The organism is Bradyrhizobium sp. 154, assembly GCF_023073875.1.
Taxonomy (GTDB): domain Bacteria; phylum Pseudomonadota; class Alphaproteobacteria; order Rhizobiales; family Xanthobacteraceae; genus Bradyrhizobium.
The window spans coordinates 1-24,128 of record NZ_JADPKG010000027.1; the positions used below are offsets into that span (position 1 = coordinate 1).

Sequence of the window (24,128 nt, forward strand, 5' to 3'; positions counted from 1 at the left end):
CGATTGAAAGTGGCCGGCCAGAATGTCGGCCTCACTGACCCGGTCGTTGGAGAAAAAACGATACGCAGCCTTGGTATTGGCCCAGTCCTGGCACACCAGTGGAATGCTTTCTCCCATGGCGCTCCCGATCTGCGCTAGCAGTTTGCGGAGCCGCTTATTCAGGCGCTCGTCGGCAAGGTTGCAGCCAGCGAGCTCGCGATCAAACCATGCGTCGGCTTCTTCGTCCATTGGCACCGCCCCCTGCGAATCGGTGCCAGACAAGGAATCACGGTCGATTCCCGCGATGCAATAGTTGGTGCGCTCCCTCAGCCCTCTCGGCTAAATGTGGGTAATTGAAAGTCGGACAACCTCAACGCTTACGAGCTGCTCATGAAGGCGATCGACTTCATGTACCGCATGAACTTCTTCGACTTCAGCCGGGCGGGCGAGCTGCTACAGGCCGCAATCGCTGCGGACCCAAACTACGCCACTCCCTACGCTTATGCAGCGCTATGGCACATTCACAATGTCGCACAAGGCTGGGGAGCCGAGCGCGGGCCCGATGCGGCGGAAGCGGCGCGCCTTGCCGCCGCTGCGGTAGACCGTGCGCCGGCCGACGGCTTCGCGTTAGCGGTTCTTGGACATGCCAAGGCGCTCTTATTCAAGGACTACGATGCAGCGCTCGACCTCTTCGATAGAGCGTTGAGCGCATCGCCTGGAAATGCCATGGCCTGGACCTTAAGCAGCGGCGTGTACGGCTACCTTGGCGACGGGCAGTCGGCGATCACGCGCGCTGAACAAGGATTGCGTCTATCACCTGCCGACACGCAGGCCTATTTCTACCTGATGTTCCTCGGTCAGGCGCATTACATCAACGGCAATTACGACGAGGCGGTCGTTTGGGCACGCAAGACCGCGGGACTGAACGGACGCCTATCCGCCAACCTGCGTATCCTGGCAGCTGCCTACATTGCAAAGGGCCAAGTCGAAGAGGCCCGCTCCGTCGCCAAAATGCTCTTGGACATACAGTCTCAATTCCAGCTTTCGGTCTACCGTGAGCGTTGTCCCTTCAAATCAGATTTGCGGGACCGCTTCATCGAACATTTGCGACAGGCAGGTCTGCCTGATTGAAGCCATGCTGCATTTGCAGCGAACCATAGGAGGATGCCGAAATGGGCGGTAATTGGTTCGGCGGCAACTGGTTTGGTGGCAACTGGTTTGGTGGCAACTGGGCGGGCGGTTCAAACGGGGCTAATGCAACGCGCGTGTTCGCCATGCGCGCAGATCGGCCACTTGCCGAGATCACCATCGCGCGGGCCTACAATGAGAAGTTCCGGGAAGCGGAATGGGATGCCGATTTGCGCGCCATGGCGATCATGTCGGAGTTCCCGATGCAGCAGCAAGGAGGCATGTACTGGCAGGCAGCCGTCGCGCTGCCGCCACCGACCTACCCGGTCACGGCGAAGATGATCGACGAGGTTTTGGTGCTCGCGGTTGCAGAACGGCCGGAGGCGCTCGGCGAAATCGTGGAGGAGGATCAGAATTTTCAGCTGCGGTGGTTGCAGCTTCTCAACATTACCGCGACGAGCCACCCGCAAACATTCCTGCTCATGAAAATCATAGCTCGGGTCGGCGAGTTCGCGATGGTCCAACTCAAGCTCCAATATGCGAACACGGCTAGCGCCGGCATGCCGCCTTGGTACCAGCCACGGCCGAGCCAGGTCTGCCCGACAATATACCCGCCCGTCCCGATTCCGGGGCATCCGGCCTATCCGGCAGGACACGCACTCATTGGCACGCTCACCTCCGAGTGCCTGGCCGACCTGCTGCCTCAATACGCCGACGCTTTGCGGGCTCTCGCCGCCCGGGTCGGGATGAACCGGATGATCGCCGGATTGCATTATCACGAGGACATCGACGCGGGCGCCAAGGCCGCTCTCGCCATCAAGCCCTACCTCTCGGCGTGCCAGTTCTACGCGGCGACGTTCGCACTCGCGCAGAAGGAATGGAAGTGAGGGAGCAAGGCTGGCCCAAGACCGGAGGCGACCATGAGACCTTGGGAACTGCAGTCCCGCTACATACGGGTGCTGGCGCAGCGCGATCAACACGACGTACTTGTCCAGGCTGCTGAAGACCTGATCGACGGCATTAGCCCCGTCGGCACGATGCGCCGTTACGTTCACGAGAACGCAGCGCCCGACTTTCTTATTGATGAGGCATTCGGCGCCGTGCCGATCTGGGACGGCGCCGATCACGTGCCGGTGGTCTCGGTCAAGGACAGGGGCGAGGCAGCGCGCTCCCGCCTTGCGCTCGAGAAATCGAAGAAATTCCTGATCCGTGCCTACGTGGATCCTGCGAGCCTTTCCAAGCCGAATTTCAATAATGGCGAGCCGGTCTGGTCGGATCCGGATTTGGGCGGCGCGAGTACGTTCCCCGCCGCCAACCAGGCCACGGGCGACGTGGACGCGGTCCGGCAGGACCTCGACACGGCGACGCTGCAGCACAACGGCCTTTCTGGCGCAGGCGTTGCGGTCGCAATTGTCGACACGGGGATCTACAGGCCACACCTTGCCAGGCGGCTTGGCTTCAACCCAGCCCTCGATATCGGCAATTCGTGGACGCCACCGACCGTGGCGACCAAGCCCGGTCTCAACCGCGTTGGGCACGGCACGATGTGCGCATACGGCGTGCTCGCGGTGGCCCCCAACGTGACGCTGCTCGATTACCCGTTGCTGCTGGGGCGACCGGCCGGAGAGCACACCGTCCGCGCAACGATCAGCGAGATGGTGCTCGGCTATTTTGTCCTGATCTGGCGCTGGGCGCTCCTCCGCACCATTCCCCAGGCTGCGCTCGTCGTCAACAACAGCTGGGGCATTTTTCATCCGAGTCTCGACGAGTTTTCGCCCGGCGATCCGCGGCGTTACATCGACAACCCCATGCATCCTTTCAGGCTATATGTCTCGCTGCTCACATCATTTGGGGCCGACGTGGTTTTCGCCGCGGGCAATTGCGGGAAGGGTTGCCCCAATGCCGTGTGCCTGCAGCGGACGGCGGGAATGATCATGGGCGCCAACACATATCATGAGGTGCTGACGCTCGGCGCATGCGATGTTCACGACGTACGACTCTGTTATTCGTCGCAAGGACCATCTATCGCGGGAATGTTTCCGCAGAAGCCGGATGTGACCGCCTACACGCAGTATCTCGGCTCGAAAGTTCAGCGCGGCCCGCGTGGCTTCGAGCCCGACACTGGGACATCAGCGGCATGCGCGGTCGCATCCGGCTGCGTCGCCGCGCTGCGAAGCCGTCGGCCACCGACGGCGACGGATCCGGCAACGATGATTGCGGTATTGCAAGCCACGGCGCAGCCGGTCGGCGGCGCAGTGCCAAACTATGATTACGGCTTTGGCATCCTCAGACCGGTAGCGGCCGGACACAGCCTCGGCATCATTCCGTGAACGCGCAAATCGCCAGCCCAGCCTGTAACGAACTGCCCTAACTCCGCAATCCCGGCGCCTCCTGCCCGGTGCGTGCGACGTATTCCGTGTAGCCACCGCCATATTGGTGGATGCCCTCCGGCGTCAGCTCCAGCACGCGGTTGGATAGCGTCGCCAGGAAATGCCGGTCATGCGAGACGAACAGCATGGTGCCCTCGAAATCCGACAGCGCATTGATCAGCATCTCCTTGGTCGCGAGGTCGAGATGGTTGGTCGGCTCGTCCAGCACCAAAAAGTTCGGCGGATCGAACAGCATCTTGGCCATCACCAGGCGCGCCTTCTCGCCGCCTGACAACACCCGGCAGCGCTTCTCGACATCATCGCCGGAGAAGCCGAAGCAGCCGGCGAGCGCGCGCAAGGAGCCCTGCCCCGCGGTTGGAAACGCGTCCTCCAGCGACTGGAACACGGTGCGCTCCCCGTCGAGCAAATCCATCGCATGCTGGGCGAAATAGCCCATCTTGACGCTGCCCCCGAGCGCCACCGTGCCTTCGTCCGGCTCGCTCGCGCCGGCAACCAGCTTGAGCAGCGTCGACTTGCCGGCGCCGTTGACGCCCATCACGCACCAGCGCTCGCGGCGGCGGATCATGAAGTCGAGACCATCATAGATGCACTTGTTGCCATAGCCCTTGTGCACGTTCTTGAGCGCCACGACATCCTCGCCCGAGCGCGGCGCCGGCGGGAAGTCGAACGCAACGCTCTGGCGGCGGCGCGGCGGCTCGACGCGTTCGATCTTGTCGAGCTTCTTGACCCGGCTCTGCACCTGGGCGGCATGCGAGGCACGCGCCTTGAAGCGCTCGATGAACTTGATCTCCTTGGCGAGCATGGCCTGCTGGCGCTCGAACTGCGCCTGCTGCCGCTTCTCGTTCTGCGCCCGCTGTTGCTCGTAGAATTCGTAATCGCCGGCGTAGGTGGTGAGCGAGCCGGAATCGATCTCGATCACCTTGGAGATCACGCGGTTGATGAACTCGCGGTCATGCGAGGTCATCAGCAGCGTGCCTTCGTAATCGTGCAGGAATTTTTCCAGCCAGATCAGGCTTTCCAGATCGAGATGGTTGCTCGGCTCGTCGAGCAGCATCACGTCGGGACGCATCAAAAGGATGCGCGCCAGCGCCACGCGCATCTTCCAACCACCGGAGAGCTTGCCGACGTCACCATCCATCATCTCCTGGCTAAAGCCGAGGCCGGAGAGCGCCTCGCGGGCGCGGCCGTCGAGCGCATAGCCGTCGAGCTCCTCGAACCGGTGCTGCACCTCGCCATAGCGGGCGATGATCTCGTCCATCGCGTCGGCCTTGTCAGGATCGGCCATCGCGGCCTCGAGCTCGCGCAGCTCGGCCGCGACCTCGCTGACGGGACCTGCGCCATTCATGACTTCGGCCACGGCACTGCGGCCGCTCATCTCGCCGACATCCTGGCTGAAATAGCCGATGCTGATGCCGCGATCGGTCGAGACCTGGCCCTCGTCGGGCAGTTCCTCTCCGGCAATCATGCGGAACAAGGTGGTCTTGCCGGCGCCGTTCGGACCAACGAGGCCGATCTTCTCGCCTTTGTTGAGAGCGGCGGAGGCTTCGATGAAGAGGATCTGGTGGCCGGCTTGCTTGCTGACGTTGTCGAGGCGGATCATGCTTGTCTTTGGGGGAATTTTTGCGTTGCAGCGTCATAGGCCATGCCGGCCATCAGGGGAAGCCCGGCGGGACCCGAATCCTGGCGCGTCGGCTAGGGCGCCTCCATCTCATTCGCCGCCGCTACAAATCGCTTGGCAATTCTGTCCACCTTGAAGACACCTCGGCACCTGAAATAATCGTCCTCGCAGCTGGTCGCATGAGCGTCAGAGCCCGGCCACACGTCGCGTCCGGCGCTGCTTCGACAGATCAGAGATTTTTCCTGTACTCTTATTCGCTTCCCCAACAACAGGAACATCGCTGGGTGAGCGCGTATTGAAGGACCATCAGAATAGGCTCGACGGAGGCCCTCATGATTGGGACAAAGCTGAACGAAACAAGGCTGACCAATTTGGCGACAGCGTGCGCGGCCCTGGCCCTCGTGCTCGCCACGGTTCCGGCAGCGGCGCAGGAGGCCGGACGACCGAGAGTCGGCACACTCACGTGCAACATATCGCCCGGGGTCGGCATGATTGTTGCTGGACAACGGCAGTTGAGCTGCATCTATGCATCGGCGAGAGGCAGGGCGCGCGAGGCTTATGAAGGCACCGTCAGCACGCTTGGTCTCGATATAGGGGCCACGTCCGGCGGTCAGCTCGTTTGGGCCGTTTATGCCCCGACCGCGGTTCGCCACGCCGCGTTGGCTGGAACCTATGCAGGCGCGACCGCCGGCGGCACTGTTGGCGCCGGAGTTGGTGCCAACCTTCTTGTGGGCGGGTCGGATCGCACGATCGCCTTGCAACCGGTATCCGTTCAGGCGCAAACGGGTGTGAACATCGCGGCAGGCATATCGAGAATGGAATTGCGGCCGGCTGCTGCGCCAGTGCGTCGCAGGGCGCAGTGACGGCCGTCACCGGCCAATTAAAGTAGAAATGGCGCTTGTTAGTGAGGCCGGGTCCGCCGTGGCCATCGGTGCTCTCAGCACGTCACTGCTGGTTCATCGCAAAGATGCCCGAAGGTTCGCTTTGCGCAAGCCGAGTGCTCTTCTTCCGGCGAGGTCCAAGCGATAGACAAGCCACCGGCCTCAGGAATTTGCTATTGAATTAACGGCTTGTACAATGGCGGCGGGATCTGCGTACGTGACCATATGCCCGGCATTCGGAACGAGATGAAGATCGGACCGGGGCAGTGCCTGATGTAAATCTCGCGCTTGGTTGTGTTCGACCACCTGGTCCTCTGTTCCGTGGAATATTTGCACTTGATGGGCCATGGTCGAATAATAGGATTGGAATTGTGCCGCAGTTGGAATGAGGAGTGCACTTTCCTCCGCAGCCGCCCTCAACTGTGTGGGTCTGAGAACGAGAGACGCTGGAAATTCATTCTTGAACGTCTGCGGGACAGAACGGGGCGCGAAGATCTTACGGAGAGCTCCCGGCAAGACGGCCCACGAAATGATCGGCGCGACAGTGTAACTGACCAAGTCGCCTAGCACCGGTATGGCTGGACCGGCCATCAGCCACACGTCCAATCGGACGGTCGGGAAGTAATACCCGGACGCAAGCACAAGACCCCGGATCGGATAATCCTTCCGCACGCCGAGAGCGATAGCGACAAAGGCGCCCCAAGAATGGCCCAGCACCACAGGATCGCGGATCCCGAGTTGATTGAGCGCCTTCACCAATAGAGCTGCTTGAGCTGCTGCGGTCCATATTCGGCGCCGCGGCCGCTGACTATAGCCAAAGCCCGGGCGGTCGAAGCACACCACGCGATTGCTACGAGCAAGAAGATCGACCAGGCCACTGATCGTGAAGTCCTGGATCATGGATCCGTTGCCATGGAGCAGCACAACACAAGGAGCCGCGGGATCGCCCCGATCGATATAGTGGAGTACCACGCCGTCGCACTCGAGGAACTTGCCGATTGGTGGATTCCTCCACGCGGCCAGTTTGGAGAAGCCGACGTTGCCGATGATGAGAAGTGCTAATAACAAGGCGGCGATGAGCAATACGGTTTCGGCGGCGGTCATGATCGAGCCTTGATGATCGAGGGGTCAGAACACGAGACCCGCGGTGCCGAGCAGATCAGCCAATCCATCGAATAATTGGAAGTTGAAGCGCTCGTTCCTGCGCGCAATGGCGGAGGATTGATTAAAAAATCGCTCGCCCCGGAACGGTCCAGAAATGCCCACGTTTGCTCGCGTAGGATCGCACCTGTGACGGAGAGCATAGGATCCGACCTCACCAACAACAACGATGGAGCAACAAATGGCCAATCCACGCCAGGAGGAAAAGTCTACGCAGAGCCCTGAGGACACAATCCGCCGCGCCGCCGAGAGGACCGCGGAGCAGACCAGACGGATCGGCTTAGCTACCGCTGAGGCCGGCGAGGAGGTGGCCCAAGCCAGCAGCCACCTGCTGCGACAAAATGCCGAGATGCTGCAAAACACTTGGCGCTTCGGCGTCGACATGGCCACCGCGATGATGGGCCGCTCGACTGATCAGCTTGGTCGCACGTTCGGTTTGACGGGCAATGAAGCGCAGCGGGCAACGGAACGCTCGGTCCGCAACGCCGAAGCAATCATGTACTCTACGACCGCAGTGGCCAAAGGAATGAATGGCATGTCACGCGAGTACTTTGATTTCGTTCGACAGCAGATCGAGAGGACCATGGACCGCATGAATGAACTCTGGCGCTGCCGAACTCCTCACGATTTGGCGGCCTTGCAGACTGATCTGATGCGCGACACGGTCAGTAGCGCCTTGGATACCAGCCGCCGGATGGCGGACATGTCTCTGAAGGTGGCTGACGACGCCGGAAACCATATAACCCAGAGTATCGAACGCATGCGGCAGGCTGCCTAGCACGCCGGCATAATCATGGGGTACGTGCGCGGCTGAACCTCAGCCGCTCATGTGCCTTGCTGGAGCTGCGGCCTCGCCGCTCCAGATTCCTCAGCGCACTGCATCAGCGCGGAGTAGACGACCACGTCAGCGGCTAAATCGCCGCTAGTCGCCTTTGAACCCGCTGCTCAGTCAAAGTGCCCTCCGAACGGCCAGACGAACCACGTTGCTGCGACAAGAAGGAGCCTAGCACTTAGCCGCGGACTTGTGAGCCGTAGTCTAGGAGGATGTCCGACTTGGGGTCACGTGCCGCTGTCCAGGCACCGCAGCCCGCATCCCGACCTCGGCGGCCTGCATCATTGGCGCCAAGTGCCGCGCCTTTTTATAATTATGCGCTGACTATTCCGCGGTGTACCTGGCCGTCAGGGAATGACCATGCAAGCTCGCGGAAAACACCACGATGGCCTTTGGTGACAGCTCGGCCTGCAGCTTTCCCGTCATCATGTTGGGATTGGCCGGCGCAAGCGGAACGGTGACGGTCTTGCCGCCGTCTTGAATCGTTGCGCGCCCCCGCATGTCCTTGGTCGACAGCGGAGAACCATCGTCGTCGCCCACATAAAAGACGATTTCCGTGCCCTTGCGGACAAACTCGATCGGATGTCCCTGCGATCTGACGACGGGACCGCCGTTGCTGCCCTTCGTCTGTGCCATGGCAAGGTCCGGCATTGTGGCGATCACAGCCATCACGGCCGGGAAGATGTATTTTCTCATTGGTGGCTCCTCGGTAGGTTGTGCGAAGTCAGTGAGCTTCCGCGGGGGTAAACCTTGCAGCATGCCCGGCCATCAGCCGCTCCAACGGCTGCTTGCCAAACGTCAGAAACAGAATTGGGGTCACGACGGTATCGAGGATCGTGGCGCTGAGCAGGCCGCCAAAGATCGTCACGGCCACGGGGTGCAGGATCTCCCGGCCCGGCTCGTCCGCGCCGATCAAGAGCGGCGTAAGCGCCAATCCGGCACAAAGCGCCGTCATCAGAACGGGGCTGAGACGCTCCATGCTACCGCGAACGACCAGCCCGATTCCGAAACGCTCGCCCTCGTGAATGGCGAGATTGATGTAATGGGAGATCTTCAGGATCCCGTTGCGCGCTGAGATGCCGGCAAGCGTGATGAAGCCGATCATCGACGCCACCGACAGCGGCTGGCCGGAGATCTTCAGCGCGCCGACGCTGCCGATCAGGGCGAGCGGTATGCCGCCCATGATGATCAGCGATAGCGCGGTTGATCGGTAACGGCCGTAGAGGACGATGAAGATCAGCGTCAGGGACGCCAGCGACAGAATGCCGATGCGCCACGACGCCTCCTGCTGGGCCTGAAAGGCGCCCTCAAGGTTGGTCGTGTAGCCTTGCGGAAATTCAAGTTCCCGAATCGCCTTCTGAATGTCGGCAGCGATATCGGCGATGTCGCGGCGTCCGTCCCCATTGCCATAGACAACGATCCTGCGCTGGGTCCCCTCGCGCTGAATCTGGTTCGGCCCGTCTGTCTCGACGACTTCAGCCAAAGCGCTGAGCGGAACGAATTCCAAGCCGGTCGGAATAAGCAGGTTTTGCAGGCCTGTTGTCGACCGGTCTTGCTCAGAAAGGCGCATGATGACGTCGAAGCGGCGATTGCCGTCGACGATCTGAGAGACCTTCCGGCCGTTGGACAGCGCGTCGAGTGCCTGGGTGATCGCGGCCGGCGTCAGGCCATGAAGTGCGGCGCGGGCATGGTCGACCTGAACCCGCACCTGCGGAATAAGCACCTGCTTTTCGACCTGGAGATCGACCAGACCGGGAATCGTCGATAGACGTTGGCGCACCGTTTCGGACAGGCGGCGCAACATCTCGATGTCGTGCCCAAAGATCTTGAGCACGATCTGGGCACGAATACCCGACTGGAGATGATCCAGGCGATGGCTGATCGGCTGTCCGATGGCAACTGACGCCGGCAGTGCGGATAGAGCTTCCCTGATGCTCGTATAGATGTCCGCCTTTTGGCGCTTGGACGGAACGAGATCGACATCGATCTCGCTGAAGTGCACGCCTTCGGCGTGCTCATCGAGCTCGGCGCGGCCGGTGCGGCGTCCGACCGATTTCACCTCGGGCACCTTTGCGAGCAACTGTTCCGCCAGCAGTCCAAGACGGTTCGATTCCGCGAGCGAAATGCCTGGATTGTACTGCAGCGACAGCACCAGCGTCCCTTCGTTGAAGGGTGGAAGAAAACTGCGAGGCATCTGGCTCGCGGCGTAGCCTGCCACCATGACCGCCGCCGCGACGGAGCTCAGCACGAGACCCCGCCGCTCGAAAGCCCAACCCAGCACCCGCCGATTGGCCTGCTTCAGCTTGGTGACGATCAGGCTCTCGCGGTCACCCGAACGCGCTCGTTTCGAAAGCAGATAGTAGGACAGAACAGGCGTCACCGTGATCGACGTCAGCAGCGAAGCGAGGATCGAGACCACATAGGCCACGCCAAGCGGCGTGAACAGCCGCCCTTCGATGCCCGGAAGGGCGAATAGCGGCACAAAGACGAGAACGATGATCATCGTTGCATAGACGATGCCGGAACGAACCTCCTGGCTCGCCCCGGAGATCACGTCCAGAACAGGACGCGGCGTGCTCGACGCGGCGTTCTCCCGCAAGCGCCGCAAAATGTTTTCGACGTCCACCACGGCATCGTCGACCAGTTCGCCGATCGCGATGGCGAGGCCGCCAAGGGTCATCGTGTTGATCGTGAGGCCGAAGGCGCGGAACACCAGGACTGTCACAAGGATCGATATCGGAATGGCCGTCAGCGAAACCAACGCGGCCCGTCCGTTCATCAGGAACACGAACAGGACCACGGCGACGACGATGGCGGCTTCGGCCAGAACGTGCTCGACATTGCTTATCGATGTCTCGATGAACGTGGCCTGACGGAATTGCATGTTAGTCACGTTAATTCCCGAACGTATGGTGCGCTGCAGCTCCTTCAGCCCGGCTTCGATATTGCGCGTCAATGCCACGGTATCAGCAGCCGGCTGCTTCATGACGCTGATGATGACGGCGGGCTTGCCATTGTACCCGGCGTCGCCCCGCTTGGTGCGCGCCGCGAAATCGACGGCGGCGACCTGCTTCAGCAGGATCGGCTGCTGGTCGCGGCTCGCAACGACGGTGTTGCCGAGGTCCTCGAGACGCCTGGTGAGCCCGACATTGCGGATCAGATATTCGCGGCCATGCTGGTCAACGAAGCCGCCGCCGCTGTTGGTGCCGAACTTGGCGACCGCCTGCTCGATCTGGTCGTGGGTGATGCTGAGTGCCTGCATGGTGGCAACGTTCGGCGTCACGCGGTATTGCCGGACCTCGCCGCCGATGGGTATCACCTGGGCGACGCCGGGAATGGCGAGGAGTTGCGGCCTGACGACGAAGTCGGCGATCTCGCGCACTTCCATGGGCGAACCTGTGCCATCGCTCGTCAACGCGAATAGCATGATCTCGCCCATGATCGATGTCACCGGCCCCATCTGGGGATTGACCGAAGAGGGCAATTGTTCGCGGATCAGCGCCAGCCGCTCCGAGACGAATTGCCGGGCGCGGTAGACGTCGATGCCCCAATCGAATTCGACGTAAACGACCGACAGACCGACGCCCGAGACCGAGCGTACCCGGATCACGCCGGGCATGCCGTTCATTGACGTCTCGATCGGAAACGTCACCAGTTGCTCGACCTCCTGGGGCGCCAGTCCCTCCGCCTCGGTCAGGATGTTGACGGTCGGGCGGTTGATATCCGGCAAGACGTCGACGGAGACGCTCGGCAGGACGACCAGCCCGTAGCCAACCAGCACGGCGGCTACTGCCAGAACGAACAGGCGATTGCGCAAACTTGTTTGCACGATGAGCTTGAACATGAGCGGTCTACCGGATCTGATTGATGAGGTCGGTGCCGCGAATGACAATGCGCTCGCCCTCCTTGACGCCGGCCGCCACTATCACGCGGGCCGCGTCGACCGGCAGCACGCGAACGGGTTTCGGCTCGAAGCGCTCGGGCCCGGCATGCAGCCAGACGATGTTCTCACCATTGCCGCTGCGAACGACCGCATTGCGCGGAAAGATCAGGCCGGCGACAGGGGCGCCGCTCTGGATCATCACGTTCAGCGGCTGGCCGATGTTGAGGCCCGTTGGCGGATCCGGCATCGCAAACTGAACCACGGTGGCATGCTGGCGCAGTGCCCGGCTCGTTCCGACGAAGGTCAGCGCAATCTGCTGCCCGTTCGGGGCCATCGCCGTTGCAGCTTCAGGCTGCTTCAATCCTATGTCATCATAGGCCAATGCTTCGACCCAGAGGCTGCTTGGGTCCGCGATCTGGAACAGGACGTCCTGCGGTTGAATGACTTGGCCGGGCACGACCTTGGCGGACGTGATGACGCCGTCGGTCGATGCCCGCAGCTCCTCGAACCCGGTGCGGGAATTTCGGACGGTTTCGCGGCGCGCCCGCAGGCCCTCCAATTCACTTTCCAGGTCGTTGACCTGCCCATGCGGCACCGCGCCGCGTTCGGCCAGCGGCCGCAGACGCCGCAGCTTGTTTTCCGTGACTGCCATCAACTGTTCGATCTCGCCCACCTTTTCGAGGATCGTCGTGCGGTCTGCGACCGGCAGATGCGGCTCGATCTGGATGAGCAGATCGCCCTTGCGAACGGTTTGGCCAATGCGAGGTATGCCGCCATCGATCGGAACGACGCGGCCCCCGTAGACGCTCTGCACGATGCTGCTGCGGTTGGGGTCGGCCATGACGCGGCCGATCAGCGTAACCGCGGGATGAATTGTCTGCAGCTCGGCTGCAGCGGTCCGGACATCAAGCAACCGCTGCGTCGGCTTGGCCGCGAAGACGGTGCCGTCTTGCAGGCGCCGCGGGGCATCGCTCAGTGCGGGAGCATCCGGCGGATTTGGTTGCGTTGCGTTCGTCCGCCCCTCGCCGAACATGATGGCGGCGAGAACGGCGAACACCGCTGCCATCACGGCGGAAATGGAGGCGGCCATGCTGCGGCCGCGTCGCCTCCAATAGGCGAAGAGAAGGCCGAGGCCCAAGGCAACTAGCGCGGAGGCAGCGATGGCGGTTCGGCTTGAGAAAAGCCAGCCATGCTCGTGCTTCTGTTCTGGTAGCCGGGCATCGCCGGCACGCGTCGGTATGAACGAGTCGACCAGCAGATCATTCCCCTTGCCGGCGCTGATTGAGAAGATGACTTCAACCGATCCAGCCGGCGTGCCGTTCGGGATCGCGGCGGTGTAGACTCCGTCCTCCTGGCTTGAAGCCTCGATCGGGGCGGAATCCCCGATCGTGACTTGCAGGGCAGCGTCCGAAACCGGGTCGTTCGAAACTGCATCATCAAGGAAGACCGAAAGCTTGCCGTCTTTTAGGATGCCGACGATCTCATAAAGCTCGGAGCGCGCGGCAACCCTTGGATAGGCTGAGGACACAAACGTCGGCTTGTCGGCATCGCTGTGATCGTGGCCTTCATGGGCAACGGTTCCGGACAGACCAAAGATCAGGCTCGCCAGCCAGATAAATCCGGCCAGCCCAAAGATTGCGAGCCGCCCTTTCGGGCAGCGCTGATTCATAAACATGGAAAATTCCCTCAGACATGCGAAAAGGCGGCGGCCGTAGGGCCGCCTGGGCTACGCGATGCTGAAGGTACTTGGTGGCCGGATGAGTGCCTCGGGGCTTACCCCGACGATGGCTCGCGCAAGCGGCAATTCGATAGCGCCGAGCACTTCGAAAGAGCCGAGCACGTGAATGAACTGCGGTGAAGCGATCGAGGTACCAAACATGTCCCAAGCCACGCTTGGAGCGCCATCGTCGTCGTGATCCGGTCCATCATGTACGTGGCCTTCGGCGTCGTCGCCAGCGTGGGAATGCACGTGCCCTGCCAACTGATCGTGAAAATGCAAGGAACCGCTGAGCGTGACGGCAGGCATCGGCATAGCGCCAACAGCCGCCTTCACCTGCGAGACCGAAATCAGGGACACCTGAAGCACAAAGGCCCATATCGCCACGAACATGGCCGTTCTGGCGAGTGGACGAAGATGTTGGACAAGACCGTGCTGCACGGCAAAGAACTAGGTCATCCCAGCGGCGATTTCAACGACGTTCGCAGCAGCATCGAACGGGAACTTGACTGAAGGTCGCCCACAATAGCGTGTCCGTTCTCAGCTGCGGGTCGACGGCTATGTTGCCACGGGGACGGCTCAGGACTGCTTCAGGAAACAGGTATCCAACACCTATATGTCCGCGCCCTACGCTCGCCGCATCAGCTTGAGCGAGGCGGCAAGGCGCAGGCTGCGCTTGCCGGCGAGCGCGATGCCTTCGAGCTCGCCGCTGTCTTCCGTGCAGGTCCCGGAGAAGCCGATCCCCACCTCCAGGCCGCCAAACACGGGATTGTCGTCTTTCGCCGGCGTATGCTCCTGGTTCAGCATCTCGCCCTTCCAGCGGCCATGCGCCGAGGAGTAGGAGCCGAGATAGTAGAAGAACGCATCGCCTCCGAGGATACGCCCGTCCATCAGCAGCATCACGCCGGAGAGGCCAGCCTCGACGCCGTCGAGCGCGCGAAGGTGAATGGAGTACAGCCCGTTGATGATACCGCCGGGACCGACGGTGCCGCGGGGCGGCAGCGCCTCATCATCGAGCGGCGCGAGGTTGGCCCAGAACACGCTGCCCGGCATCGGATCGGCCTTGCCCTCGAACAGGATCGTCGATCCCTCCGTCCTGCCGTGGACCTTGATCGTGGCGACATCAGCGCCCATCAGCGGCTTGTAGTTGGGATCGTCGTTGTGGCGCTCGGTGATGACATTGGCTTCGATCGCGCCATCCCTGACGTCATAGGTCCCAAGATGCGCAAAGGCGGAATTGCCGCCCAGCAGCTTGCCGTCATGCATGCACATGATGCTGCGGCCGAAGGCACCGTTGATGCCGTATTCAACCTTGTAGAGCCCGTTGAGCAACGTCTTGAACCTAAAATCCGGAAAAGATTTGCGGGCTAGCTAGCATCGTCGCCGCATCGAAGTCATCGGCTTTTCCGCGCAGCCCCGTCCGCGACCGACCGCCGTTATGATGCCATTATGCACCTGTTTTGCTCGACGGGTCAAACCAATTTCGCTTAATCCGTAATACGTGCGATTTCAATCCCTTGGCTACTGTGCATGGGGTTGTTTTCGCATGTTTTGTCTTGCCGGCTCCTGGACGGCATTCGCCGGCCTTCAATGCCGCTTGAAGTACTGCACCTCGCGCTCGTGCTTCTCGGCCGCCGCGCGGCTCTTGAACGTGCCGAGATTACGCCGCTTGCCGGTCTTCGGGTTCACCTTGCGCGAATAGAGGCGATATTCACCGGATGCCAGTTTGCGGATCACGGTTGCATCTCCCAGTCTGCCCATGGCAACGACCGGCGCATGGTCAAGTTCCCGGGCGCCCGGCTGTCTCGAGACCACCTATCACGACGCCCGCAACGATCTCGCCGACAACTTGAAGCGAGCCGAGCCCCCTAGTCACATCGCTGTCACCAGAGCGCTAGAACCACCTCTCGCGAAGAGAGAGGCGAATTAGAAGCACAGTGTGGTGACGAGCTTGCCCTGCTTGTCCTTGATCGCATAGGGACAGCGCAGCCGTTCCAGCGCCTTCTTGGCGTCATCGTCGCCGAGGGCTGCGGCGCGTTCGTAATAGGCCTTTGCGGCGTCCTTGTCCTTCGGCCCGCCGCGGCCTTCCTGGGCGAAGGCGCCCATTCGCTCCAGCGCGCCGGGATGATTTTGCGCGGCTGCCTTCTCGAACAGTGCGCGCGCAGCGACGTCGTCCCTCTCCCCGCCATTGCCGCTCGCCAGCATCAGACCGAGCTGGTACTGCGCCTCCGCATTGGTTTCGGCGGCCTTGCCCAGCAGCGCGCGCGCCTGCGCGGGATCGGCGGGCGCGCCGCCACTTGCGCTACCGAGCGCGGCGAGATTGCTGACGCCGCGGGGATTGCCGGCCTGCGCCGCCTTCTCGAACAGTTTTCGCGCTTGTGCTTCGTCCTTCGCGATCCCAGAGCCTGTCCCCTAGGCGACGCCGAGTTCGACCATCGCCGCGCTCGATCCCTTGTCGGCGGCCTTGCGCCAGGCAATGATCGCCTCGCTCGTCTGCCCGTTGGCCGCATAGGCGCGGCCGAGCGCGAACATGGCGCGGCGCGAGGAGGATGCGGCCTGCTTGCAGAACTTGATGGCCGTCCTGACGTCGGAGGAAGCGATCTCCGTCACGCCCTTCACGTCGGCCGGCTTGTCGGGATCACTGGGATCGGCCGCCACCCGGTCGCACAGCACGAGATCGGCCGACTGCGCCTGTGCCGCCAGCGGCACGGCGAGCGTCAGGAGAGTTGCGAGGAGATAAGCGCGCATGACCATTACGTTGCGTCCCCGCCCTGGCACATTCAAGGCTCGAGTCCCGATTGGCGGAGGACAGGAACGGCCTCCGGCGATGCCAGATAGCGCAGCAGCCTATCGGCAGCTTCGGCATGTGTCGCATTCGCCATGCGGCCGGCGGAGAACACCGCCGGCGTCTGCAAATCATGCGGGATCGGACCGACCACCTCGATGCCGCCGACCTGCTTCAGTTCGCTGATCTGCTGCACGGCGAGATCGGCCTCGCCATTGACGAGCCGCTCCGCCGTAAAGCCCTGCTGCACGATAATGGCTTTGGCGTTGATCTCCGGCGCGATGCCCAGCTGCTGGATCAACTGCGCAAAGTAGATTCCGCTGGCGCCAAGCCGCGAATAGGCGACGCACTGCGCGGCAAGCAGCGTCTTGCGCAGCGCGGCTTCGGTCGCGATATCGGGATGCCTCTGTCCTGCCCGGACGGCGATGCCGACATAGGAACGCGCGAGGTCAGCCGCGCTATCGGCGACCACGCGGCCCTCAGCGATCACTGCGTCGAGCCCCTCGCGGGTGAGGATGACGAGATCGGCGGCCTCGCCGTCGCGGAGCCGCTTCAGCAGCGCCTGGGTCGGCGCGAAATCGGCGTCGATGCGGACGCCCGTCGCAGTCTCATACGCAGACGACAGGCTGCGCATCGCGCCCATCAGGCCGAGCGTCGAGAGCATGCGAACGAAATTGTCCATGTGCTTATCCCGTGGCGCTCAGGCGCGGTGCATCAGCTTGAGCGCGGCGGTCAGGCGCAGGCTGCGCTTGCCGGCGAGTGCCGTGGCCTCCAGCACCGCCTCTTCCGCATGGTAGCGGCCGGAGAAACCGATGCCGACTTCGTGGCCGCCGAAGATCGGATCGTCCTTGGCCTGCGTGTGCTCCTGATTGAGGATCTGGCCCTTCCAGCGGCCGTTCGCGGCGGTGTAGCTGCCGAGATAATAGAACGCCGCATCGCCACCGAGGATGCGGCCCTGGTTGAGTAGCATCACGCCGGTGAGGCCGCCATCGAGACCGTCGAGCATGCGCAGATGAATCGAATAGAGACCATCAGTGATGCCGGCTTCGCCGACACCGCCAGCGACCGGCACCTCGTCTGCGGTGATCGGCGTCATGACCGACTGGAAGGGTACGCCTGGGAGCTCTTTCAGCTCGCCCTTGAAGCGATAGAGATTGCCGTCGGCCCAGCCCTTCGCGATCAGGGTCGCATCGTCGGTGCCGGCCATGGCGCGATAGTTCGGATCGGGGTTGTGGCGGACGGTCTTGATGACGACGTCGACGCCGCCATCAGTCTTGTCGTAGGTGCCGATATGGGCGAAGGCCGAATTGCCGCCCAGCATCTTGCCATTGCCGGCATGCATCACGCTCCGGCCGACCGCGTCGCCGAGCTGAAATCTCACCTTGTAGAAGCCTTCAAACACCAGCCGTGTCCCCGGCCCTGCGCATCCGGGCGCACTCTCCCGCATTCCAACGCAATCGACAAGCTTGACGCAGGAAGCGGCGGGCAGGCCACAGGAACAGCTGTCATCAGAATGCAGAAATCCGCCGGAGCCCTGCAGCTCCGGCGGATTTGAGACCAACCCGGGTCAGCCCCCAGCCCTGGGGCGGAACGATCTTACGCCGCGGCCTTCTTGCCGGTCGGCACGGATGAGATCGTCTTCAGGATCTGCGAAGCGATCTGGTAGGGGTCGCCTTGCGAATTCGGACGACGGTCTTCCAGATAGCCCTTGTAGCCGTTGTTGACGAAGGAGTGCGGAACGCGGATCGAGGCGCCGCGGTCGGCCACGCCGTAGCTGAACTTGTTCCAGGGCGCGGTCTCGTGCTTGCCGGTGAGACGCTTGTCGTTGTCCGGGCCGTAGACGGCGATGTGGTCCATCAGGTTCTTCTCGAACGCCGCCATCAGCGCTTCGAAATACTCCTTGCCGCCGACTTCGCGCATATAGGCGGTCGAGAAGTTGGCGTGCATGCCCGAGCCATTCCAGTCGGTGTCGCCGAGCGGCTTGCAGTGGAACTCGATGTCGATGCCGTACTTCTCGGTCAGACGCAGCATCAGGTAGCGGGCCATCCACATCTGGTCGGCAGCGGTCTTGGAGCCCTTGCCGAAGATCTGGAATTCCCACTGCCCCTTGGCGACTTCCGCGTTGATGCCTTCATGGTTGATTCCGGCAGCGAGGCAGAGGTCGAGATGCTCTTCGACGATCTTGCGGGCGACGTCGCCCACGTTCGAGTAGCCGACGCCGGTGTAATACGGACCCTGCGGGGCCGGATAGCCCGAGGACGGGAAGCCGAGCGGACGACCGTCCTTGTAGAAGAAGTACTCCTGCTCGAAGCCGAACCAGGCGCCGGGATCGTCGAGGATGGTGGCGCGCTTGTTCGACGGATGGGGGGTCTTGCCATCGGGCATCATGACTTCGCACATCACGAGCACGCCGTTGGTGCGCGCGGCGTCCGGGAAGACGGCGACCGGCTTCAGCACGCAATCGGAGCTATGACCTTCGGCCTGCTGGGTCGAGGAGCCATCGAAGCCCCAGAGCGGAAGCTGCTCGAGCGTCGGGAACGACGCGAATTCCTTGATCTGAGTTTTGCCGCGCAAATTCGGAGTCGGCGTATATCCGTCGAGCCAGATGTACTCGAGCTTGTACTTGGTCATTGAGCCTCTCTGTAGATGATGCGAAAGGTTGGGGGCCCTGGGGTCCCCGCACGTTTGTACCCGGCCACCATCGGCCGGCCCCCTACAAGCATTTTACGTGCCAAAAGGCTGCACTGCGGGAGGTTTTCCAGCGCGGTCGGCATCGGCCCGGAGCTGACCGGACAGCCCCAACAATATGCGTCATAGCCGCGCACCTTAGCGTGAAGCTGCACCGCAAAAATCCCGCCAAAAGCGCCCGATTCTGAAGCAGGCGCGACAATGCTGAACGCCGCCGATGAAACGCGCATCAATGCCCAGCAACTTTCGTAAAGTCCTAGAGCACTGCCTAGCAACCTTTGGAATAGCCCAGCCGTTGGTCAGCGAGCCCGTGCCTTAGGAGATGCAACAGAGCATCTGCCTACAAATTGGGCGGCAACTGATTTCCTTTTCAGCACTTTCCAATTCGGAGCGCGCCGCCGATATGGAGATTTCAGTAACCACAATCGAACGAGTCGGGCGCACCATGGAGGCCAAGGCGCTTTGACCAAGGAGAAATCGCAATGATGAACAATGGTCTAAGTCACGGAACTGCGAAGATCTACCAATTCCCTGCCGGGGGCCGCGCAGCTCTTGGGGGACGCCGCTATGGCGAGACCCGTCTTCCCGCCGATCATGCTTCGCCCCCCTCCAACGTCTCGATCTGCAGCGAGAGCTGGTATCACCAGGACGCGGTGGACGAAGCCAAGCCGAAATGGGATCGCTGATGATACCGTCGCGCTCCCGCAAACGCCGGCGGCAGTTCAAAAATGGGTCGAAGCCACGGTGTTTCGGCCCTTTTTGATTCCTGCAGATACAATGCCGTTCAGATCACCGCGCAGGCGTGAGCGGCCGCTTCAGATGTTGATCGTGGTGGCCCGGTCCTGCCGATCGCCAGCGTGATCCCAGCTTCGAATAGCGGGCGCCCGAGACCGTCATAGAGTCAGATGATGAACTGCGTACCATCGGTACAGCGATAGGTCTGCGCATCGGCCGGCCGGGTGTCGAAACTTCCGGCCGACAGCATGGTGATGGCCAAAACAATGGCCTTGTGCCGACCCATGATCGCCCTCTGTAATGGACGTTAAGGACGCCGCAGCGCGCCCGGTGGAACCATAACCCAAGCTGATCTCATGTCCGACTCCCCTGCCCGCCACCTCGCCCTGCAAGGCGCCAGCAATTTTCGCGATCTCGGCGGCTATCCGACCACCGACGGCCGCATCACGCGCTGGCGGCAGATCTTCCGCTCCAACCATCTCGGCCACCTCACCGCAGCCGACATCGAGATCGTCCGAGCGCTGGGGGTGCAAAGCGCCTTCGATTTCCGTGGGCTGGAGGAGCGCGCCGGCGGCGTCTGCATCGTGAACGAAATCACCGTGCACTCACTGCCGATCGAGCCGACCGTCGTCGCTGCGCTGCGCGCCGAGCTCGCTCGGGGCACGCTGACGGCACCGGTCGCGCTGGAGATCATGCGCGAATCCTATCGCAACTACGTTCGCCACAACACGCACAGCTTTCGCAACTTGTTCGGCCATCTCCTGGAAGATCGCGCGCCGCTCGTGATCCACTGCACGGCGGGCAAGGACCGCACCGGGTTTGCGAGCGCGCTGATCCTGCATGCCCTCGGTGTACCCGATGACGTCATTGCCGAGGACTACCTGCTCACCAATCAGCACTACAAGCGCGATGCGACAGCTGCGATCGATCTGCCAGAGGACGTACGCAATGCCATCGGCAGCGTCGAAGCCTCTTACCTTGCTGCGGCGTTCGAAGCCGTCGGACAGGAATATGGCGATATCGAAACCTATTTACGCGACGGGCTCAAGCTCGGCGCGGCCGAACGGACTGCACTGAAGGCGCGTTATCTGCAATCGTAGGCGGCGTGCCGGGAGATCGATGATGCAAGGCAAGGTTCTGATCGTGACCGGCGCGCGCGGCGTGCTCGGCAAGGTCGTTGCGGAGATTGCGCAGTCGCGCGGCGCGCGCACAGCCCGCATCGATCACGCGGCTTCACAAGGCTCCGCAACGCCTGAAAGCATCGAGATCGGCGGCGTCGACCTGTCCGACGCGACGCAGGCGAAGACGGCGATCGAGGCGGCGGCAAAGCACTTCGGCAAGCTCGATGCGCTGATCAACATCGCCGGCGGCTTCGCCTTCGAAACCGTCGGCGACGGCGATGTTGCGACCTGGCAACGCATGCATGCGCTGAATGTCCTGACCGCGCTCAACACCTCGCGCGCGGCGCTGCCGCATCTCGCCGCCTCCAAGGCCGGCCGCATCGTCAACATCGGCGCGATGGGCGCGCTCCAGGCAGGCTCCGGCATGGGCCCCTATGCGGCCTCGAAAGCAGGCGTGCATCGCCTCACCGAGGCACTCGCCAACGAGTTGAAAGGCAAGGTCACCGTGAATGCGGTGCTGCCGTCGATCATCGACACCAAGTCCAACCGTGCCGACATGCCGAAAGCCGACTTCTCCAAATGGGTGACGCCGCAGGAGCTCGCCGAAGTTATCCTGTTTCTCGCCAGCGATGCCGCGAGCGGCGTCACCGGCGCGCTGATTCCGGTGGGTGGGCGGGTGTAGGCGGATCGCGTTCCGAGTCTCTGCCAGACGGCAATGATTCAATCGGAGCCGAGAAGGCTCTAAACTGCCTGCACTGATTCTCCGATCGGACGTCACACACGGAACTTGTCTTTGGAAACCGCGCTCTATCTGCCCGTCAAACGCTTCCTCGAAGAGCTCGGCTTCACCGTGAAGGGGGAGATCGGCGGCTGCGATCTCGTGGGCCTCAGCGCCGGCGATCCACCTGTCGTGGTCATCGGCGAGCTCAAGCTCGCCTTCAATCTCGAGCTGATCCTTCAAGCGGTCGACCGCGCGCCGGCCGGCGACGAGATCTGGATCGCCGCCAGAATGTCGGCCCGCGGCAAAGGGCGTGAGAGCGATGCGCGCTATCGCAATCTGTGCCGCCGGCTCGGCTTCGGCATGCTCGGGGTCACCGATCGCGGCCAGGTCGAGGTGCTGGTGAAGCCGCCGACGGCGGCGCCGCGCCGCGAGCCGAAGATTCGCTCGCGGCTCGTCGCAGAACATCAGCGCCGGCAGGGCGATCCCGTGCTCGGCGGCAGCACTCGTGCCCCGATCATGACGGCCTACCGGCAGCAGGCGCTGGCCTGCGCCTCCGCCCTCGCCGAAGGCCCCCGGCGAGTGAGCGAGTTGCGCGAACGCTGTCCCGATGCCGGCAAGATCTTGCTTAACAATGTGTATGGCTGGTTCGCACGTGCTGAACGGGGAATCTACGGGCTCACCGAAGCGGGGCACGCGGCACTGAAACGCTGGCCACAGCAAGGGATTGAACTCGGTGCAGGTGTCGCGTCACCGCCCTGACACCCGACCGGTGCATAGCTGAGATGCCACACCGATTCCATATTGCAATGCAACATTAGCGGCACTAGGTATCCCGGCATCAAACGAGGCCGTTATGAGCGCAGACTGGAATACCAAATATGGCACGCGGCGCGTGCGTCACGATCCGCCCACCCTGGACGAGGCGATCTTCGCCGCCGTCGGCATCACCGACGACCAGGAGCAGCAGGCCGAGATCGCAGCAGCGCTGATGGGCATGCCGCTCGATGTCGTGCAGGCCGAGGTCAAGAAGCAGGCCCGCACCAACAGCCGCATCACCGCAACCCGCGTGATCGCCGGCGAACAGGGCGCGCAACGCTCCGTGGTGGTCGAGCGCCGCGTCGTCCGCCGTTTCGGCAACGACAAGCGCACCGGCACCTGAGCGCTCATTTCGTTGCCCAGACTACGAAAGCGGACCGGCCCTGCCGGTCCGCTTTCTGTCTTATGCGGCGCGACTGCCGTAGATGCTGGAGATGATCTTCCAGCAGGTCGAGTTGAAGCTGAGCAAGGCCCGGCCGGCTGTGAAGGGCGAAGCCGCGAGATCGGCAAGCTCGGCCTCGGTTGTCTTGGTGAGGTCGATCGTCCCGGTCGATTCGCCGTGGCGGAAAGCCAGATGCGCACCGAACTTCCTGGCGAGCGCCCGCATGGCGTGGTTCTCGGCGCCGGTGGTGATGCGCAGGCGCTTATAGCCCTTCCAGCGCGCTTCCGCGATCAGACGGCGGAACAGTACGGTGCCGACGCCCTGGCGGCGAGCGGAAGCCTCCACGCTGAAGGCGACCTCAGGCAGCGAATCATCCTCCGGCGGATGCAGCTCGGCCGCACCGCGGACCATGCCATCGACAATGTAGGCGACGATCACAGTGCCGTCATCGGCGCAGCGGGCGGCATAACGCTCGATGAAGCTGTCGTCGAGAAAACCGTTGAAACGGTCGTGCCGGCTTGCGGGATCCAGTCTCAGCAGATGGTCGCGCAGGAGCGGCAATTCTTCCTGCTGGATCAAGGTCCGTACATAGCCCGGAGCGGTGCGGACGGTCTCTTCAAGTACCACGTCAAAACTCCTCTTGGTGTCCCTCGAGGAGGCGTTCGAATCCCTAGGCCGCCTATATTGTGCATCGCAACAAGCTTTTCAAGATGCGAGCGTGCCCAAGTAAGTGGCACCGGACGCGACCATTTCGTTAACAAAATCAAGGACCCTCATTCATACGAGGATGAGCTGCGTCTGGGTCACAATGGCCACAAGCTTGCCGTCCTCGGTTTCCAGCCGGGTGGTCCAGACCTGGGTCCGCCGGCCTCGGTGGACCGGGGTGGCGGTCGCGATCACCGTGGTTCCCTCTTTGGCCCCACCGATGAAGTTGGTCTTGCTTTCCAGCGTCGTGGTGCCTTTGGCGTCGTCCGGCAGGTTGATCACGGTCGCAGCCGCACCGACGGAATCCGCCAGCGCCATCACCGCGCCGCCATGGATGGTGTGATGAAGCGTGCAGAGGTCGGGCCTGACCGTCATCCGCGCCACCACGCGGTCCTTCTCGGCCTCGACGAACTCGACGCCTTTGAGCTCGGCGAACGGCATCTTCATGACTTTAAGTTTCTCGAGCGGCGTCATCGGATCTCCTTCCAATTCCTTGTTGTCTCAACGTGAATTGCTTCGTGCGGCAAAGCAATGACATCCAAGGTAATGGGCGGGCTGACATCGGCGCCGACATTGTGCATAGGCT

At 62.4% G+C, this 24,128-nt stretch carries 24 protein-coding genes and 1 pseudogene; 10 read left to right on the forward strand and 15 right to left on the reverse strand.

Translation table 11 applies throughout. The annotated features are described in order from the left end of the window. A partial coding sequence (locus tag IVA92_RS04695) for a transposase DNA-binding-containing protein (protein ID WP_276577425.1) occupies positions 1 to 228 on the reverse strand: 228 nt, incomplete at its 3' end. Positions 229 to 369: 141 nt separating this feature from the next. Between IVA92_RS04695 and IVA92_RS04700 the strand changes: the two genes are divergently transcribed. From IVA92_RS04700 to IVA92_RS04710, 3 genes are read left to right on the forward strand one after another with little or no spacing between them, the layout of a single operon-like run. Next, positions 370 to 1,110, forward strand: coding sequence for a CDC27 family protein (locus IVA92_RS04700; protein WP_247281534.1), 741 nt, complete (start codon positions 370 to 372; stop codon positions 1,108 to 1,110). A 41-nt stretch (positions 1,111 to 1,151) separates the two neighbouring features. Next, positions 1,152 to 1,994, forward strand: a complete 843-nt coding sequence (locus tag IVA92_RS04705) for a PA-phosphatase (RefSeq protein WP_247281535.1) — start codon at positions 1,152 to 1,154, stop codon at positions 1,992 to 1,994. A 33-nt stretch (positions 1,995 to 2,027) separates the two neighbouring features. Next, positions 2,028 to 3,437 carry a S8 family serine peptidase gene (locus tag IVA92_RS04710; RefSeq protein WP_247281536.1) on the forward strand — a complete coding sequence of 470 codons (1,410 nt, stop codon included), beginning with the start codon at positions 2,028 to 2,030 and terminating at the stop codon, positions 3,435 to 3,437. A gap of 37 nt (positions 3,438 to 3,474) precedes the next feature. Here the strand turns inward: IVA92_RS04710 and IVA92_RS04715 are convergent, their stop codons facing one another. Continuing rightward, positions 3,475 to 5,097 carry an ABC-F family ATP-binding cassette domain-containing protein gene (locus tag IVA92_RS04715; protein ID WP_247281537.1) on the reverse strand — a complete coding sequence of 541 codons (1,623 nt, stop codon included), beginning with the start codon at positions 5,095 to 5,097 and terminating at the stop codon, positions 3,475 to 3,477. A gap of 350 nt (positions 5,098 to 5,447) precedes the next feature. Here IVA92_RS04715 and IVA92_RS04720 point away from each other — a divergent pair, with 350 nt between their 5' ends. Beyond that, complete coding sequence (locus tag IVA92_RS04720) at positions 5,448 to 5,978, forward strand: DUF992 domain-containing protein (protein ID WP_247281538.1); 531 nt, start codon at positions 5,448 to 5,450, stop codon at positions 5,976 to 5,978. A 180-nt stretch (positions 5,979 to 6,158) separates the two neighbouring features. On the opposite strand, the gene IVA92_RS04725 is transcribed toward IVA92_RS04720, so the two are convergent. Then, positions 6,159 to 7,100: an alpha/beta hydrolase gene (locus IVA92_RS04725; RefSeq protein ID WP_247281539.1), complete on the reverse strand. Its 942-nt coding sequence runs from the start codon at positions 7,098 to 7,100 to the stop codon at positions 6,159 to 6,161. A 238-nt stretch (positions 7,101 to 7,338) separates the two neighbouring features. Between IVA92_RS04725 and IVA92_RS04730 the strand changes: the two genes are divergently transcribed. After that, complete coding sequence (locus tag IVA92_RS04730; RefSeq protein WP_247281540.1) at positions 7,339 to 7,935, forward strand: phasin family protein; 597 nt, start codon at positions 7,339 to 7,341, stop codon at positions 7,933 to 7,935. A 378-nt stretch (positions 7,936 to 8,313) separates the two neighbouring features. Here the strand turns inward: IVA92_RS04730 and IVA92_RS04735 are convergent, their stop codons facing one another. The 10 genes and pseudogenes from IVA92_RS04735 to IVA92_RS04780 form a co-directional block, all read right to left on the reverse strand. Next, entirely contained in the window at positions 8,314 to 8,685 is a 372-nt protein-coding gene (locus IVA92_RS04735; protein WP_247281541.1) for a hypothetical protein, read from the reverse strand. A 28-nt stretch (positions 8,686 to 8,713) separates the two neighbouring features. Further along, on the reverse strand, positions 8,714 to 11,833 hold the full coding sequence (locus tag IVA92_RS04740) for an efflux RND transporter permease subunit (protein ID WP_247281542.1): 3,120 nt from the start codon (positions 11,831 to 11,833) through the stop codon (positions 8,714 to 8,716). Between the two features lie 7 nt (positions 11,834 to 11,840). Beyond that, positions 11,841 to 13,547, reverse strand: coding sequence for an efflux RND transporter periplasmic adaptor subunit (locus IVA92_RS04745; protein ID WP_247281543.1), 1,707 nt, complete (start codon positions 13,545 to 13,547; stop codon positions 11,841 to 11,843). A gap of 51 nt (positions 13,548 to 13,598) precedes the next feature. Further along, positions 13,599 to 13,982 carry a hypothetical protein gene (locus IVA92_RS04750; protein WP_247281544.1) on the reverse strand — a complete coding sequence of 128 codons (384 nt, stop codon included), beginning with the start codon at positions 13,980 to 13,982 and terminating at the stop codon, positions 13,599 to 13,601. A 234-nt stretch (positions 13,983 to 14,216) separates the two neighbouring features. Next, positions 14,217 to 14,921, reverse strand: coding sequence for a GrlR family regulatory protein (locus tag IVA92_RS04755; protein WP_247281545.1), 705 nt, complete (start codon positions 14,919 to 14,921; stop codon positions 14,217 to 14,219). Between the two features lie 255 nt (positions 14,922 to 15,176). Further along, the gene (locus IVA92_RS04760; protein WP_007609497.1) at positions 15,177 to 15,326 is read right to left on the reverse strand and encodes a hypothetical protein; all 150 of its coding nucleotides are present in this window, start codon (positions 15,324 to 15,326) and stop codon (positions 15,177 to 15,179) included. Positions 15,327 to 15,515: 189 nt separating this feature from the next. Next, positions 15,516 to 16,337: pseudogene (locus IVA92_RS04765) on the reverse strand (tetratricopeptide repeat protein). Positions 16,338 to 16,369: 32 nt separating this feature from the next. Beyond that, the gene (locus IVA92_RS04770; RefSeq protein ID WP_247281546.1) at positions 16,370 to 17,056 is read right to left on the reverse strand and encodes a substrate-binding domain-containing protein; all 687 of its coding nucleotides are present in this window, start codon (positions 17,054 to 17,056) and stop codon (positions 16,370 to 16,372) included. Positions 17,057 to 17,074: 18 nt separating this feature from the next. Continuing rightward, entirely contained in the window at positions 17,075 to 17,776 is a 702-nt protein-coding gene (locus IVA92_RS04775) for a GrlR family regulatory protein (protein WP_247281547.1), read from the reverse strand. Between the two features lie 194 nt (positions 17,777 to 17,970). After that, on the reverse strand, positions 17,971 to 19,005 hold the full coding sequence (locus IVA92_RS04780) for a glutamine synthetase beta-grasp domain-containing protein (protein ID WP_247281548.1): 1,035 nt from the start codon (positions 19,003 to 19,005) through the stop codon (positions 17,971 to 17,973). A gap of 539 nt (positions 19,006 to 19,544) precedes the next feature. Here IVA92_RS04780 and IVA92_RS04785 point away from each other — a divergent pair. The 5 genes from IVA92_RS04785 (at position 19,545) to IVA92_RS04805 (ending at position 22,798) form a co-directional block, all read left to right on the forward strand. Beyond that, a complete protein-coding gene (locus tag IVA92_RS04785) occupies positions 19,545 to 19,748 on the forward strand; it encodes a DUF2735 domain-containing protein (RefSeq protein WP_247281549.1) in 204 nt (67 codons plus the stop codon). Between the two features lie 405 nt (positions 19,749 to 20,153). Further along, on the forward strand, positions 20,154 to 20,897 hold the full coding sequence (locus IVA92_RS04790) for a tyrosine-protein phosphatase (RefSeq protein ID WP_247281550.1): 744 nt from the start codon (positions 20,154 to 20,156) through the stop codon (positions 20,895 to 20,897). Between the two features lie 22 nt (positions 20,898 to 20,919). Further along, positions 20,920 to 21,600: an SDR family oxidoreductase gene (locus IVA92_RS04795; RefSeq protein WP_247281684.1), complete on the forward strand. Its 681-nt coding sequence runs from the start codon at positions 20,920 to 20,922 to the stop codon at positions 21,598 to 21,600. 111 nt (positions 21,601 to 21,711) lie between these two features. Beyond that, positions 21,712 to 22,398: a DUF2161 family putative PD-(D/E)XK-type phosphodiesterase gene (locus IVA92_RS04800; protein ID WP_247281551.1), complete on the forward strand. Its 687-nt coding sequence runs from the start codon at positions 21,712 to 21,714 to the stop codon at positions 22,396 to 22,398. 94 nt (positions 22,399 to 22,492) lie between these two features. Then, a complete protein-coding gene (locus IVA92_RS04805) occupies positions 22,493 to 22,798 on the forward strand; it encodes a hypothetical protein (protein ID WP_015686575.1) in 306 nt (101 codons plus the stop codon). 60 nt (positions 22,799 to 22,858) lie between these two features. Here the strand turns inward: IVA92_RS04805 and IVA92_RS04810 are convergent, their stop codons facing one another. Beyond that, positions 22,859 to 23,464 (reverse strand): GNAT family N-acetyltransferase, encoded by a 606-nt coding sequence (locus IVA92_RS04810; protein WP_247281552.1) that lies wholly within the window; start codon positions 23,462 to 23,464, stop codon positions 22,859 to 22,861. Positions 23,465 to 23,614: 150 nt separating this feature from the next. After that, a complete protein-coding gene (locus tag IVA92_RS04815; RefSeq protein WP_247281553.1) occupies positions 23,615 to 24,016 on the reverse strand; it encodes a PaaI family thioesterase in 402 nt (133 codons plus the stop codon). Positions 24,017 to 24,128: the final 112 nt, after the last annotated feature.

What these genes read in the sequence shown, in the direction of transcription:
- IVA92_RS04790 (WP_247281550.1), top strand. Translation starts at nt 20,154, where the DNA reads ATGTCCGACTCCCCTGCCCGCCACCTCGCCCTGCAAGGCGCCAGCAAT.
- IVA92_RS04815 (WP_247281553.1), bottom strand. Translation starts at nt 24,016, where the DNA reads ATGACGCCGCTCGAGAAACTTAAAGTCATGAAGATGCCGTTCGCCGAG.
- IVA92_RS04780 (WP_247281548.1), bottom strand. Translation starts at nt 19,005, where the DNA reads ATGACCAAGTACAAGCTCGAGTACATCTGGCTCGACGGATATACGCCG.
- IVA92_RS04720 (WP_247281538.1), top strand. Translation starts at nt 5,448, where the DNA reads ATGATTGGGACAAAGCTGAACGAAACAAGGCTGACCAATTTGGCGACA.
- IVA92_RS04715 (WP_247281537.1), bottom strand. Translation starts at nt 5,097, where the DNA reads ATGATCCGCCTCGACAACGTCAGCAAGCAAGCCGGCCACCAGATCCTC.
- IVA92_RS04795 (WP_247281684.1), top strand. Translation starts at nt 20,920, where the DNA reads ATGCAAGGCAAGGTTCTGATCGTGACCGGCGCGCGCGGCGTGCTCGGC.
- IVA92_RS04735 (WP_247281541.1), bottom strand. Translation starts at nt 8,685, where the DNA reads ATGAGAAAATACATCTTCCCGGCCGTGATGGCTGTGATCGCCACAATG.
- IVA92_RS04725 (WP_247281539.1), bottom strand. Translation starts at nt 7,100, where the DNA reads ATGACCGCCGCCGAAACCGTATTGCTCATCGCCGCCTTGTTATTAGCA.
- IVA92_RS04785 (WP_247281549.1), top strand. Translation starts at nt 19,545, where the DNA reads ATGATGAACAATGGTCTAAGTCACGGAACTGCGAAGATCTACCAATTC.
- IVA92_RS04770 (WP_247281546.1), bottom strand. Translation starts at nt 17,056, where the DNA reads ATGGACAATTTCGTTCGCATGCTCTCGACGCTCGGCCTGATGGGCGCG.
- IVA92_RS04730 (WP_247281540.1), top strand. Translation starts at nt 7,339, where the DNA reads ATGGCCAATCCACGCCAGGAGGAAAAGTCTACGCAGAGCCCTGAGGAC.
- IVA92_RS04740 (WP_247281542.1), bottom strand. Translation starts at nt 11,833, where the DNA reads ATGTTCAAGCTCATCGTGCAAACAAGTTTGCGCAATCGCCTGTTCGTT.
- IVA92_RS04745 (WP_247281543.1), bottom strand. Translation starts at nt 13,547, where the DNA reads ATGTTTATGAATCAGCGCTGCCCGAAAGGGCGGCTCGCAATCTTTGGG.
- IVA92_RS04710 (WP_247281536.1), top strand. Translation starts at nt 2,028, where the DNA reads ATGAGACCTTGGGAACTGCAGTCCCGCTACATACGGGTGCTGGCGCAG.
- IVA92_RS04750 (WP_247281544.1), bottom strand. Translation starts at nt 13,982, where the DNA reads ATGTTCGTGGCGATATGGGCCTTTGTGCTTCAGGTGTCCCTGATTTCG.
- IVA92_RS04700 (WP_247281534.1), top strand. Translation starts at nt 370, where the DNA reads ATGAAGGCGATCGACTTCATGTACCGCATGAACTTCTTCGACTTCAGC.
- IVA92_RS04805 (WP_015686575.1), top strand. Translation starts at nt 22,493, where the DNA reads ATGAGCGCAGACTGGAATACCAAATATGGCACGCGGCGCGTGCGTCAC.
- IVA92_RS04705 (WP_247281535.1), top strand. Translation starts at nt 1,152, where the DNA reads ATGGGCGGTAATTGGTTCGGCGGCAACTGGTTTGGTGGCAACTGGTTT.